We start from the raw sequence: 13664 nt of genomic DNA on the forward strand, positions 1-13664 counted from the left end.
CATTAATGTTTGACGAATGACCACCAACCGAGTTCCCCTCATGCCTGCACAAACCTTTATCCCCGGCAAAGATGCCGCACTGGAAGCCTCTATCGCTGCGATGCAAGAGAAGCTACAGCGTATCGGCTTTCACATCGAGGAAGCCTCATGGCTTAACCCGATTGCGAATGTCTGGTCAGTTCACATCCGTGACCGTGATTGCCCCCTGTTATTCACCAATGGCAAAGGCGCGTCGCAGAAAGCAGCGTTGGCGAGTGCGCTGGGTGAATATTTCGAGCGTCTCAGCACCAATTATTTCTGGGCAGATTTTTATCTGGGTGACGCTATCGCTAATAGCCATTTTGTTCACCACCCTGAGGAAAAATGGTTTGCCTTGGATGGTACCGGTCAATTGCCAGCAGGCTTGTTGGATGAGGCTACCTTGGGTTTTTACGATCCTGAGTCCACCTTAGATGCCACTAAATTGGTTGACTTAAATTCCGGTCATGAGGAACGCGGCATTTGTGCCTTGCCTTATGTACGTCAACAGGATGGGGAAACGGTATGGTTTCCGGTCAATCTCATTGGCAATTTGTATGTTAGTAATGGCATGTCGGCTGGGAATACTAAAACCGAAGCACGTACCCAAGCATTATCGGAAATCTTCGAGCGTCACATCAAATTCCGTATTATTGCGGAAGGAATCTGTCTGCCCGATGTACCGGATGAGGTTATTGCACGTTATCCGCACATTCAGGCGGGTATTGCTGAGCTACGTGAAGCAGGTTTTGGGATTTTGGTGAAGGATGCGTCATTAGGGGGGCAATACCCAGTGATGTGCGTGACCTTGCTGAACCCGGAGGATCAGGGGGTGTATGCCAGTTTCGGGGCGCATCCGCGCTTTGAGGTGGCATTGGAACGCGCCTTGACAGAGTTGTTGCAGGGCAGGGCATTGGATCGTTTGGCGGGCTTTTCCGAACCCAGTTTTGAGCTGGACGACGTTGCCAGCCCACAAAATTTGGAAACGCATTTTATTGATTCGAGTGGGCCGGTTCATTGGGATTTTCTGTGGAATGAGCCTGATTATGAATTCACTGAATGGAATTTTAGTGGTACGACGGAGGCGGAATACCAGTTCTTGCTGGAGCAACTTCATGCGGAAGATTTTGATGTTTACATCATGGATTTTGAGCATTTGGGTGTGTATGCCTGCCGTATTATTGTGCCTGAAATGTCGGAGATTTATCAGGTAGAAGATTTGGAGTGGGACAATAACAGCACAGGAAATGCGGTGCGTGAGGCTATTCTGCATTTGCCGGATTTGGAAGATGAGGAATGTACCGAGTTATTCGACACCATTGAAGAACTCGGCTTGGATGATCATCAACCGGTGGCAGCCTTGATTGGCTTAGCCCCTGACGCGGGTTCGTTGTGGGCAGATTTGCGGGTCGGGGAGTTGAAAACCTTGCTGGCTTTGGTGATGGATGATGAAGAGGCGATCCGTGAGGGCTGTCAGTGGATTCGTCATTTTGAGCAAATCAGTGATGAGCGCCGCCGTGTGTACCGTTGCATCGAAGCCTTGCTGGATATGGATGATGTGGCGGGTTATGCACCAAATATTGGTTTGCTGTACGGCGAGAAAGCGTTACAACAGGCACAAGCCTTGCTGGATGGCAGCTTGCGGTTCTGGGGAATCGAGGCTCCAACCTTAGCGCTAAAGGGGTGCGATATCCACCAACGTTTGCTGGCGGCTTACCGTAAGGTTTTCCCGGCTTTGGCGACGGCGTAGTTTAGCTCTGAATATAGTGCTCTAACTGAGCAATAATATACTGTTGCTCAGAAATGATTTCTTTCACCAAATCACCGATGGAAACCAGCCCGACCAATCCGCCAGCTTGCATCACCGGTAAGTGGCGGATGCGGCGGTCGGTCATGATTGCCATGACTTCATGAATCGACTGGTCGGGTCTGGTGACTACGACCTGCCGGGTCATAATGTCTTGCACCAGCATTTGCTCGGCATTGAGGCAGGTCAGTATGACTTTGCGGGTGTAATCTTGCTCTGAAATAATCCCTTTGAGCTTGCCTGCCTCTAACACGACCAATGCACCGACTTTTTGGTGTGCCATGGCTTTTACAGCATCAATGACGGATGCGGAAGGTGTGATACTAAGCACGTCAGTGCCTTTTTTGGCGAGTATGTCTCTGACCGTTTTCATCATTCTCCTCCTTAGCTTACGTTGTATGTTCTTATAATGTTAGCTTGTTACCTTGCAACTTTTTGATAAAACAGTAAAGAAGACGTGTTTGTTATGTTAGAAATCCTCTACCGCGATGAACATTTGGTGGCAATCAACAAACCCTCAGGCTTGTTGGTGCATCGCAGCCTGATCGACCGCCACGAAACCCGTTTTGCGATTCAGCTCACCCGTGACCAGATCGGGCAAAAAGTTTACCCGGTGCACCGGCTCGACAAACCAACCTCCGGTGTGTTGCTGTTTGCGCTCGATAGTGACACAGCCCGTTTGCTGACCGAACAATTCACCGCAGGGCAAGTGCAAAAAACCTATCTGGCAGTCGTGCGCGGGCATACCGCTGAACAGGGGGTGATTGATTACCCTTTAACTGAAGAACTCGACAAGATTGCCGATGCCAATGCGGATCAACATAAACCTGCACAGGCAGCAATTAGCCATTATTGTCGGGTAATGACATTTGAACTGCCTTATGCAGTAGACCGGTATCCCACCAGTCGCTATTCCTTATTAGAGCTATGCCCCAAAACAGGGCGTAAACATCAATTACGCCGCCACTTGAAACACATTTCCCACCATTTGATTGGCGATACGACACACGGTAACGGCAAGCATAACCGTTTTTTCCGTGAACAATGGGATTGCCAGCGCTTGTTGCTGCACGCCGCCAGCGTAGTGTTTACACACCCTTATACCCATGAAGCCATCACGGTGAATGCAATGCCACCGGAAGATTTCAGTAAAGTGGTACGCTTATTGCTACCTTTCCGGCAACCATCAATAAATAGCGTATTACTACCCAGAGGCTTCTATGGAAAGGCATTCACCATTGACAATGGAGCAAATTCTTAATCGTTTAGCGAATGTTATCGGTTATAAGCAGACCGGAACATTTTATATAGCGACGGATCACAACACCTCTTGCCGTTTTGCCGTTAATAATGGAAAACTCACACATTGCACACATCGGCGCGATCAAGGTCAGGCGGCATTGCTCAGTTTACTGGAAACCGGTGGCGGCTCCTGTTCATTTTCGGAAAATCAGTCGATTCCTTTTCGTGCCGATGCGGCGATTGAGCATCAGGCCAGTCTCACGTTATTGGGGATCACCCCGCTTGTGCCACTGAAGCCGGTGGTGAACGCACTACCAGTGAGAATACCGCCGGAAAAATCTAAGCCAGCACCTGTCTCTACAGTTAATAATCGTTTTTACCGAGGCGGTGGTTAGCACCCAACCATGCTGCACCACGCACGCCGCTCGAATCCCCAAAATGGGGCGCAACCAAACGGGTACTAACCTGATCAGAAAATACGTATTTCCCCCAGCGCTGTGGCACGTTAGTATACAGCCGTTGGATATTCGACATTCCTCCGCCTAAAACAATTACCTCTGGGTCAAGGATATTGATGACGTGAGCAAGGCTTTTCGCCATGCGCTCTTCGTAGGCCTGCATGAGTTGTTCCGCTTGAGCATCACCTTGGGTAGCCAATTGCACAATTGTTGCTGCGTTGTGAGAAATCCCGGTCGCTGTGGCATATTCCGCCTCAAAACCGGAGCCGGAAAGCCAAGTTTCGATGCAGCCGTGTTTGCCGCAATAGCAGGGTTTACCCGGTAATTCTGTTGCCTCAGGCCATGGGAGTGGGTTATGCCCCCATTCGCCTGCAATCGCGTTGGCTCCGGTCAAGACCTTGCCATGTACCACGATTCCCGCGCCGGTGCCGGTGCCGACAATGACCGCGAATACCAGGTTTGCTCCGGCAGCGGCTCCGTCAGTGGCTTCGGAAAGTGCCAGACAATTGGCATCATTTTCAATCCGCACTTGACGTTGCAACAGGTGTTCCAAGTCGCTATGCACGGGTTTGCCATTCAATACCACGGAATTGGCATTTTTCATTAAGCCCGTGGCGGGGGAAATCGCGCCGGGTGTGCCGATACCCACGCTGCATGGTTGCCCCGCGTGTTGTTCTGCGTCAGTGACGAGTTGTTTGATGGTTTGCAATATAGCGTCATACTGACCTTGTGGGGTTGGCAGGCGTTTACGAAAGGCTTCTCGCCCTTGCGCATCCACTAACAGTACTTCAATTTTGGTTCCGCCTAAGTCAATGCCGATATGCACACATTCCTCCGTTAATTCCAGAAAGCTGCGTTAAGTCATGACAAGTGTCCGCAAAATAATGTTAAATTACGCGAAATCCGTTGAACATAAACGAAAATGGCAGGCGTTACCATGCAGTTTGAAGACATTCTTACCCGCTCCCCTTTAATGGAATCGGTCTTGCGTTCCGCGCATTTGATCGCACAAACGGATGCTAGTGTGCTGATTACCGGCGAGTCTGGTACGGGCAAGGAGTTGGTAGCACAAGCTATGCATACCATGAGTCAGCGTCGCCCGCAGGCATTTATAACGGTCAACTGTGCCGCTTTGCCGGAAACTTTGGCTGAATCCTTACTGTTTGGGCATCGCAAGGGCGCTTTCACGGGGGCAGATCAGCACCAGGCTGGGTTAATTGGCGCAGCAGATGGTGGCACGTTGTTTCTGGATGAAATCGGTGAATTGCCGCTGAATTTGCAAGCCAAGTTGCTGCGTTTCCTTGAGTCAGGTGAGGTTCAACCCTTGGGTGACGCGCAACCCAAACGGGTGAATGTGCGGGTACTGGCTGCAACGCACCGCGATTTGTATAACATGGCGCAAGCAGGCGCATTTCGTCACGATTTGTTCTACCGCCTGAATATTGTGCCGGTGGAATTGCCCGCGTTGCGTGAGCGTAAGGAAGATATCGACTTGCTGAGTAAACATTTTTTGCAAAAATTTGCGGCGCAACACAAGTTGCCAGTAGCGACTCTCAACAAAGAAGCTCGGCTACAATTACAACGGCATACTTGGCTTGGCAATGTTAGGGAGTTGCGTAATCTGTGCGAACGCTTAAGTATTTTGTTGGCAGGGCGTGAAATTGCGTTGAGCAATTTGCCGTTGGAGGTTCGCTCTGGCAGTGCTGCAACTACTAGCAAGCCGTTCAGTTTGCCTGAAACGGGTGTGAATCTAGAGGCGCTGGAGCGTGATTTGCTGAGCCAAGCCTTGGAACGCACTCAAAATAACAAGACCCATGCCGCTCGGTTATTGGGAATTAGCCGTGATGCTCTTAACTACCGTTTGAAAAAACAATTACTGGCTTAATGAGAGTATTCCCAAGCGCAGACTAGCGTCTATTTCAAGCCTCCAGTCGGGAATGTTCGGTATATTGCTGTTCGCTGTGCCAAAACCTTTAGGGTGATGAGTGTTTGCGAAGGAGTAGTGTATGTGGAGTCATAACCAGTTAGCGGTAAAATATGCCTTATTGGGTTCAGCCGTATTAACCATGGCGGGTTGTAGCCTGAACCCGCAGGTGGCAGACGTTAGCTCGATACCAAGCATCCAACCCGACAAATCTCCAAAACCTCAGGCTACTCAGGCAGTGCGAACCCCGCACACGGTCGCTGTTAAACCGCAGCGTGTGGCTACCCGCAAACCCAAACCGAGTTCAGCGACGCCATCGCTCGATAAAGTAGCCTTGTGTGCCCTTAAGCAATGCGGTAAAGGTTATTGCTGGGGCGGGAATTCTCCCCTGAAAGGTTTTGATTGTAGCGGTTTGACCCAGTATTCCTTTGGCAAGGGCGCAAGTGTCAACATTCCACGCACTGCTGCGGCTCAGTACGAGGTAGCCATGAAAATTCCACGTGAACAAGCTGGGCGCGGTGATCGGGTGTGAACAAAAGTGCGGTGTCCTGTAGACTAAGATGGCATCCCCTAAAACCAGAGAAAAAGGACTTTCCCATGTTGACAGTTAGCTCCCGCGACCAAAAACTTTTAGAAGCCTTGAACCGCAACCCCGCATTAAAAGCTCGGATGGAAGGGCTAATCGAGGTGGTTGAAAATGCCGGTGATGACATTATCAAAGCAGCAGACGCCGAACAGCGGGTGATAGAAGAACTGCGCCAAATGGGAAATGATGCGATCACTGCATGGGCAAACAAACGTGTAGAAAAATGCACAGCCCCAGCCTGTGAAGAAGGCATTGGGAAGTATGTAAAGAGTGGAAAAAAAACTGTCATTGGCACACGACCTACGGAAAAATCCACATAAGCGAACCGGTCTACCGGATTCCCGGCAAGCGTGTCCGCCCCTTTAGCCAGAGTGCCGAGGTTGTTTGCCGAGGCTGTTCGCTCCCGCTGCAACGGGCGGTGACGGACTTTGGGGCGGACTGTTCATTTGCTCAAGTGCCTGATAAATTAGAAGAACATTACGGGATACGGCTGGCATCCAGCAGCATCCGACACATCACCGAAGGTCACGCCAAACGCATCCATGAATCCCAAGTGTTGATAAAAGACTATCCAAGCACGTTGGGAAAAGCCTATGTCATTGCCGAAATGGACGGCAGCATGATCCCCATCGTCGAGATTGACGAAACAGCCCCCGACAAGCGCAAAGGCAAAAAGGAAAGCTGGAAAGAAGCCCGCCTGTGTCTTGCCCACGCCAAAGGCAGTGCTACGCCAACGTTTGGCGCAATATTCGGTGGCACGGTAGAAGATGCTGGAAAAATCTTATTCGACACCGCCTGCCGTGCTGGATTTGGAAAAAGCACGTTCCTCCATGCGGTGGGTGATGGGGCAAGCTGGATCAACCGTCAAGTGGATGAACAATTTGGCACACAAGGACATTACCTGATTGATTTTTATCATGTTTGTGAATACCTATCAGCAGCATCCGCAAGCTGTTCATGCCTCAAGGACAAGGATAAATGGTTTGCCAAACAGAAAAAAGCCCTACAGGATGGTCAAGCTCAAGCGGTCATCGACACACTGAAACCTTTCCTCGAAGCAGAAACGGTAGAAGACAGTAACGCCCCAGTACGAGCTTGTCACCGTTACCTGAGCAACCGCATTGAGCAACTGGATTACCCGACAGCAAAATCCCTCGGATTGCCCGTGGGGTCGGGCGAAATAGAAAGTGCACACCGTTACAATCATCCAGCAACGCTTAAAAAAATCGGGGGCATGGTGGAAAAGTGATAATGCGGCGGATATGTTGGCGTTGAGGGTCATGCGGGGAAACCAGCAATGGAAGCATTATTGGCGAAACACCGCTGAGGCGGCATGAGGTTTACCGCACTTTTGTTCACACCCGCGGTGATCTGGTGTTTTTTAAAACACGGGGGCAAAAGGTTAGTCATGTGGGGATCTATCTAGGCGAAGATAAGTTTGTTCATGCGCCGCGTACTGGCAAGGCGATTACCATGACGAAGTTGGAAGGTTACTGGAAACGCAAGCTAGTGGGTTTTGGGGGGTGTGAACAAAAGTGCGGTGTCCTGTAGACTAAGATGGCATCCCCTAAAACCAGAGAAAAAGGACTTTCCCATGTTGACAGTTAGCTCCCGCGACCAAAAACTTTTAGAAGCCTTGAACCGCAACCCCGCATTAAAAGCTCGGATGGAAGGGCTAATCGAGGTGGTTGAAAATGCCGGTGATGACATTATCAAAGCAGCAGACGCCGAACAGCGGGTGATAGAAGAACTGCGCCAAATGGGAAATGATGCGATCACTGCATGGGCAAACAAACGTGTAGAAAAATGCACAGCCCCAGCCTGTGAAGAAGGCATTGGGAAGTATGTAAAGAGTGGAAAAAAAACTGTCATTGGCACACGACCTACGGAAAAATCCACATAAGCGAACCGGTCTACCGGATTCCCGGCAAGCGTGTCCGCCCCTTTAGCCAGAGTGCCGAGGTTGTTTGCCGAGGCTGTTCGCTCCCGCTGCAACGGGCGGTGACGGACTTTGGGGCGGACTGTTCATTTGCTCAAGTGCCTGATAAATTAGAAGAACATTACGGGATACGGCTGGCATCCAGCAGCATCCGACACATCACCGAAGGTCACGCCAAACGCATCCATGAATCCCAAGTGTTGATAAAAGACTATCCAAGCACGTTGGGAAAAGCCTATGTCATTGCCGAAATGGACGGCAGCATGATCCCCATCGTCGAGATTGACGAAACAGCCCCCGACAAGCGCAAAGGCAAAAAGGAAAGCTGGAAAGAAGCCCGCCTGTGTCTTGCCCACGCCAAAGGCAGTGCTACGCCAACGTTTGGCGCAATATTCGGTGGCACGGTAGAAGATGCTGGAAAAATCTTATTCGACACCGCCTGCCGTGCTGGATTTGGAAAAAGCACGTTCCTCCATGCGGTGGGTGATGGGGCAAGCTGGATCAACCGTCAAGTGGATGAACAATTTGGCACACAAGGACATTACCTGATTGATTTTTATCATGTTTGTGAATACCTATCAGCAGCATCCGCAAGCTGTTCATGCCTCAAGGACAAGGATAAATGGTTTGCCAAACAGAAAAAAGCCCTACAGGATGGTCAAGCTCAAGCGGTCATCGACACACTGAAACCTTTCCTCGAAGCAGAAACGGTAGAAGACAGTAACGCCCCAGTACGAGCTTGTCACCGTTACCTGAGCAACCGCATTGAGCAACTGGATTACCCGACAGCAAAATCCCTCGGATTGCCCGTGGGGTCGGGCGAAATAGAAAGTGCACACCGTTACATCATCCAGCAACGCTTAAAAAAATCGGGGGCATGGTGGAAAAGTGATAATGCGGCGGATATGTTGGCGTTGAGGGTCATGCGGGGAAACCAGCAATGGAAGCATTATTGGCGAAACACCGCTGAGGCGGCATGAGGTTTACCGCACTTTTGTTCACACCCGGTTTTGGGCGGATTCCGGGAGCAGCGCAGCCTATTATGCCCAAAAGCGTGGTTTAACGCGTTTCAGCGCTAAAAATAGGGGCGCACTGTTACAGAGCGCCCCGCGAAAAGACAGGCTAAGCGATATTGGGGGAGATCAGTGGGCTTGTTGGTTCATGCTGCCCATGTGACCACTGCCGCTAGGTGGGGTTACATCCTGAATGGGAGCCTCCACAGTTGTAGTACTGCCATCTTCAAAGGTTAGGGTAAGTTGTGCTGTTTCGCCCACTTTCAGATCTTTTGTCAAGCCGATCAACATCACATGTAAGCCGCCTGGTTTCAATTCGGTACGCCCTTTGGCTGGTACATCAATTTGCGGTACTTGACGCATTTCCATCACACCGTTGTTATTGGTGTGAGTATGCAATTCTACTGTAGTAGCAACTGGGCTGGCAGCCGACTTGATGCTATGGTCACTATCAGAACTGTTGACTAACGTCATGAATGAGGCACTGTTTGGCTGGCCCGGAGGTACGGCGCGAGCAAAGGCGTTTTCCACTTGTACGCTGTCAGCGGCTGTTTTACTGGTGTTTTGTTCAGCAGCTTTATTTTCCGCTTGGCAAGCTGCGGTGACGGAAATGAACAGGCCGAGAATGGCAGCATTTAATAAACGTTTCATGGTGTTTTCCTGTACGAGATCAAAATTCAGTTTCGAGTTTCAGCCATGCACTGCGTCCGGCTTCGTTCACCCGTTCAATCGTGCCACCTAAGTCTAAGTTGCGGCGGCTAACGTGTTCAGCATAAGTTTTGTCGAGGAGGTTATCTACCCCGAAGCGTACTTTAGTCGTTTTGTTTAGGCTATAACGTCCGTAAGCGTCAATCACGCCGTAACCTGCACTTTCGCCCACTTCGGTTGCACCGACCATTTTGGTGTCAATGCGGTCTTGCCCAGCAGCAAAGCGTACCCGTGTGCCACCGCTCCATTTGCCTGCATTGTAGTCCAATTGTACTTTACCGTTGACGGGCGGGGTTTGCGCAATCGGGCGATCATCGGTGGTGTTGGTGCGCTTGACGTAAGCCACATCAGCGGCAAGGCGGAGTTTGTCGGTTAATTTGGTTTCTGCACCAAGTTCTGCACCGAGGATTTCAGCATCGACGTTGCGGTAGATTTGTGCACCGGTTTGTGCGCCCGTGGCTACTTTGTCCCGTAGGATGTAATCGTCTACTTTATCGGCGAAGACTGTGCCTGTCCAGCGCACTTTGCCTTGTTGCTGGCTGACGCCGAGGTCAAGTTGGGTGTGTTTTTCGGGGTTGATATTGGGGTTGCCGACCCAGCGATCCGGTGCGGTCATGCCCCATTTGTTGATGAAGCGTTCGGTTTCATCGGCGGTGCGCACGGTGCGGCTGACGCCCGCAAACGCGGTGGTGGTTTCATTGAGGGCTTTGTCGTAGCGCAATAAGCCGCTGACATTGGTTTCTGTTTTGTCGGTTGCGCCATAGCCATAAACGGCGGTGTAGTTTTGGTTGGCAGTGCGCCCGCCTGCGACTACGCCTGCTTTGGCGGCGGCAGCGTCCACTCGGTCAACGCGCACCCCGTACTTCAATTTATCGCCGCTGGCGAATTTGCGCGTGGCTTCGGCGAAAATGCCGGTTTGGTCGGTGCTGGCTTCTGGCCACATTAAACCCGTGATGATGCCACCGGCGCTGATGTTTTTATTTTCAGCATTGCGTTCACGGTTTTGCACGTTCAGCCCGTAAGTGACATCGGTATCGCCAATGCTGGAGGTGAGTGCCAGTTTGCCGCCCACGGTATCCGATGTGGTGGGAACAGCCATTTTTGTGCCGGTCTGGGGGCGCAGGCTGTAATTGTCCATCAAATGGTCAATATTGCTGCTGTATACGTCGGCTTCAATGGTATTGATTTTGCCGTCCAGCTTGTCTTTGTACTTGAGGCGTTGGATAGAGCCGGATTCTTCGGGGCTATCCATGCTCGCGCCGGGGTAAAGCGCGTCAGAAAAATCGTTATTTTCGTAACTGTATTCGAGCAAACGGTCTTCGGTTGGGGTAAGACCCAACACGACACCGGCTTGTTTGTGCTGATAAGAGGAGCGTACTTCCTTGCCATCGCCGTCTTCGTAATTGTCAGCTTCTCTATCCTGTGTGAAAACACGCGCATAGCCTTGTTGGAAAGCTTTGGTGACATCGGCGGAGACATCGTGTTTCACGCCATTGCTCATGGTGGTGGCGGAGGCTTTGCCACTCCAACCGTCTTCAGGGTCAAGGATGCTGCGGGTATCGCGCTCGAATAGCACCGTGCCGCCACTGCCGCCGGAGCCGTGTTGCAGGGTTTGCACGCCTTTTTCTACTGTCACTTTTTCATAAGTTTCCATGGCTGCCCAACTCGCGGGCGGATCCATGCGATTGGGGCAACCGCCATGCACGTAAGCGCCGTCCAGCAATACGTTGAGCTGGGTTTGGGATTGCCCGCGAATGATGGGTTCGATGCCGCGCCCGCCAAAGCGACTGCCCGATACGCCATTCAATTGCTTGAGGAAATCGCCGCCATCGGCGGGCAATACCGCGCTGCGTTCGGCTGACAGCGGGGTGATGGCGTTGGGGGAGGGAGCCTGTTTCTTGGCCTTGATGTCAACCGTCAAGGTATCAGCGGCAAATGGAGTAGTGCTCAAAATTAGCAAAGAGCTGAGTAGTGTCAGGCGGGCTAGGCTGGGTTGCATGGTTAAACCTTTCAAAATCTGTTACTTATATAGAGGTATAGCAATTAGCGTACCAGTTAATAAGCATTTGATTTACAATGTTATTATGTGGTTATTTGCTTATAAATCCGTGTGAAATCACACACTTGTTGTGTAATTTCACGCTATCATTCGCGCCAACGTGTAACCGGATACCGATGCCTCATGATGCCTAATCGTACTGAACGCCCTGATAAAAACCGCCGTGACTGGCACAACTTGAAATCGGTATTGCCCTTTCTGTGGGAATACCGAGGGCGGGCGTTGTTTGCGCTTGCCTGTCTGATTGCCTCGAAAGTGGCGAATGTGGGTGTGCCGCTGTTCCTCAAGGATATTGTGGACAGCTTGCAAGGTAAGCCGGAGCAGGTGTTGGTATTGCCGGTGATATTGCTGCTGGGGTATGGGGTGTTGCGGTTGGCGAGTGCGCTGTTCAATGAATTGCGCGATACGGTGTTTGCGCGAGTGCGTTACCACGCGATGCGTAAAATGTCGGTGCGGGTGTTGGAGCATTTGCACAATTTGTCGTTGCGCTTTCATCTGGAACGCAAAACCGGCGCGATCAGCCGCGATTTGGAACGTGGCACGGCGTCGGTCAGTACCTTAATGAATTTCATGGTGTTTAGCATTATTCCGATTGCGGTGGAATTTACCTTGGTGGCGGTGATTTTGCTGGGGAATTACGCGCCTGCCTTTGCCTTGGTGACGTTTGCAACCGTGGCGGTGTACGTGATTTTTACCATCAAAATTACCGAGTGGCGCATGGATCATCGCCATGAAATGAACCGTTTGGATTCGCAATCCAGCAATCAAGCGGTGGACAGTTTGATCAATTACGAAACGGTTAAGTATTTTAATAATGAAAAATTGGAAATGAGCCGCTACGACCACACGCTGGCGCAATGGGAAGATGTGGCGGTGAAAAGCCAAACCTCGATGTCATTGTTGAATTTCGGGCAGTCTTCGATTATTGCGATTGGCGTCACGATCATTATGTTTTTGGCGGCGAATAGCGTGGTCAACGGCACGATGAGCATTGGCGATCTGGTGATGGTGAATGCGTTTATGCTGCAATTGTTTTTACCGTTGGGGTCGCTGGGGATTGTGTATCGGCAAGTAAAATACACGCTGGCGGATATGGACATGGTATTTCGCTTGCTGGAAACCCCGCAGGAGGTGCGTGATGTGCCAAACGCGAGCGCATTGCAGGTGACGCTGGGTGAAATCCGTTTTGAGCAAGTCGATTTCGGTTATCAGGCGGAACGCCAAATTTTGCGCGGGGTAAGTTTTAGCGTGCCTGCGGGAACAAAACTTGCGGTGGTCGGGCATAGCGGCGCGGGGAAATCCACTTTATCACGCTTGATTTACCGTTTTTACGACGTGACGGGTGGGCGCGTGCTGATTGACGGGCAGGATATTGCGCAGGTTTCGCAAGCCAGTTTGCGCAAAGCGATTGGAATTGTGCCGCAAGATACCGTGCTGTTTAACGATACGATTCGTTACAACCTGCAATACGGCAACCCACAAGCGACGCAGGCAGAGATTGAACGCGCCGCTGACATGGCGCACATCCGCACTTTCATTGAGAGTTTGCCGGATGGCTGGGAAACGGTGGTCGGTGAGCGTGGTTTGAAATTATCCGGCGGGGAAAAGCAACGCGTGGCGATTGCGCGGGCGATTCTGAAACAGCCACCGATTCTGATTTTCGATGAAGCGACGTCTTCGTTGGACAGTGCAACGGAGCAGGCAATTCAGCAAACTTTGCATGAAGTGGCGGGGCGGCATACCACGTTGATGATTGCGCACCGGCTTTCAACAATTGTGGATGCGGATCGGATTCTGGTGCTGGATAAAGGGCAGGTGGTGGAGCAGGGGACTCACGCGGAGTTGCTGGCACTGCATGGGCAGTACCAGCGGATGTGGGAATTACAATTGCATGAAGAGAATTAGCAAAC

General features: G+C 51.1%; 11 protein-coding genes and 2 pseudogenes. 9 read left to right on the plus strand and 4 right to left on the minus strand.

The window, feature by feature from the left end; all coding sequences use genetic code 11:
- Positions 1 to 40 precede the first annotated feature (40 nt).
- Positions 41 to 1768, plus strand: a complete 1728-nt coding sequence (ycaO, locus tag QJT81_04570) for a 30S ribosomal protein S12 methylthiotransferase accessory factor YcaO (GenBank protein WGZ95266.1) — start codon at positions 41 to 43, stop codon at positions 1766 to 1768.
- Position 1769: 1 nt separating this feature from the next.
- Here the strand turns inward: ycaO and QJT81_04575 are convergent, their stop codons facing one another.
- Positions 1770 to 2198, minus strand: coding sequence for a CBS domain-containing protein (locus QJT81_04575; GenBank protein ID WGZ95267.1), 429 nt, complete (start codon positions 2196 to 2198; stop codon positions 1770 to 1772).
- A gap of 93 nt (positions 2199 to 2291) precedes the next feature.
- Here QJT81_04575 and truC point away from each other — a divergent pair, with 93 nt between their 5' ends.
- Both truC and QJT81_04585 read left to right on the plus strand, forming a co-directional pair.
- On the plus strand, positions 2292 to 3086 hold the full coding sequence (gene truC, locus QJT81_04580; protein ID WGZ95268.1) for a tRNA pseudouridine(65) synthase TruC: 795 nt from the start codon (positions 2292 to 2294) through the stop codon (positions 3084 to 3086).
- On the plus strand, positions 3070 to 3462 hold the full coding sequence (locus tag QJT81_04585) for a DUF4388 domain-containing protein (GenBank protein ID WGZ95269.1): 393 nt from the start codon (positions 3070 to 3072) through the stop codon (positions 3460 to 3462). Before truC ends, QJT81_04585 begins: the two co-directional genes overlap by 17 nt.
- Here QJT81_04585 and QJT81_04590 read toward each other — a convergent pair.
- Positions 3431 to 4351 carry an ROK family protein gene (locus QJT81_04590; protein WGZ95270.1) on the minus strand — a complete coding sequence of 307 codons (921 nt, stop codon included), beginning with the start codon at positions 4349 to 4351 and terminating at the stop codon, positions 3431 to 3433. The two genes, QJT81_04585 and QJT81_04590, sit on opposite strands and share 32 nt — an antisense overlap.
- A gap of 111 nt (positions 4352 to 4462) precedes the next feature.
- Between QJT81_04590 and QJT81_04595 the strand changes: the two genes are divergently transcribed.
- The 5 genes and pseudogenes from QJT81_04595 (at position 4463) to QJT81_04615 (ending at position 8954) form a co-directional block, all read left to right on the plus strand.
- Complete coding sequence (locus tag QJT81_04595) at positions 4463 to 5410, plus strand: sigma 54-interacting transcriptional regulator (GenBank protein WGZ95271.1); 948 nt, start codon at positions 4463 to 4465, stop codon at positions 5408 to 5410.
- Positions 5411 to 5531: 121 nt separating this feature from the next.
- Positions 5532 to 5981 (plus strand): NlpC/P60 family protein, encoded by a 450-nt coding sequence (locus QJT81_04600; protein ID WGZ95272.1) that lies wholly within the window; start codon positions 5532 to 5534, stop codon positions 5979 to 5981.
- 65 nt (positions 5982 to 6046) lie between these two features.
- Positions 6047 to 7372: pseudogene (locus QJT81_04605) on the plus strand (UPF0236 family protein).
- A 37-nt stretch (positions 7373 to 7409) separates the two neighbouring features.
- Positions 7410 to 7586: an NlpC/P60 family protein gene (locus QJT81_04610; protein ID WGZ95273.1), complete on the plus strand. Its 177-nt coding sequence runs from the start codon at positions 7410 to 7412 to the stop codon at positions 7584 to 7586.
- 43 nt (positions 7587 to 7629) lie between these two features.
- A pseudogene (locus QJT81_04615) lies at positions 7630 to 8954 on the plus strand (UPF0236 family protein).
- 162 nt (positions 8955 to 9116) lie between these two features.
- Here the strand turns inward: QJT81_04615 and QJT81_04620 are convergent.
- Complete coding sequence (locus tag QJT81_04620; protein WGZ95274.1) at positions 9117 to 9638, minus strand: copper chaperone PCu(A)C; 522 nt, start codon at positions 9636 to 9638, stop codon at positions 9117 to 9119.
- A gap of 19 nt (positions 9639 to 9657) precedes the next feature.
- Complete coding sequence (locus QJT81_04625) at positions 9658 to 11694, minus strand: TonB-dependent copper receptor (GenBank protein WGZ95275.1); 2037 nt, start codon at positions 11692 to 11694, stop codon at positions 9658 to 9660.
- Positions 11695 to 11880: 186 nt separating this feature from the next.
- Between QJT81_04625 and QJT81_04630 the strand changes: the two genes are divergently transcribed.
- Positions 11881 to 13659, plus strand: coding sequence for an ABC transporter ATP-binding protein/permease (locus tag QJT81_04630; protein WGZ96447.1), 1779 nt, complete (start codon positions 11881 to 11883; stop codon positions 13657 to 13659).
- Positions 13660 to 13664: the final 5 nt, after the last annotated feature.

This window comes from Candidatus Thiothrix putei, assembly GCA_029972225.1.
Lineage (GTDB): Bacteria > Pseudomonadota > Gammaproteobacteria > Thiotrichales > Thiotrichaceae > Thiothrix > Thiothrix putei.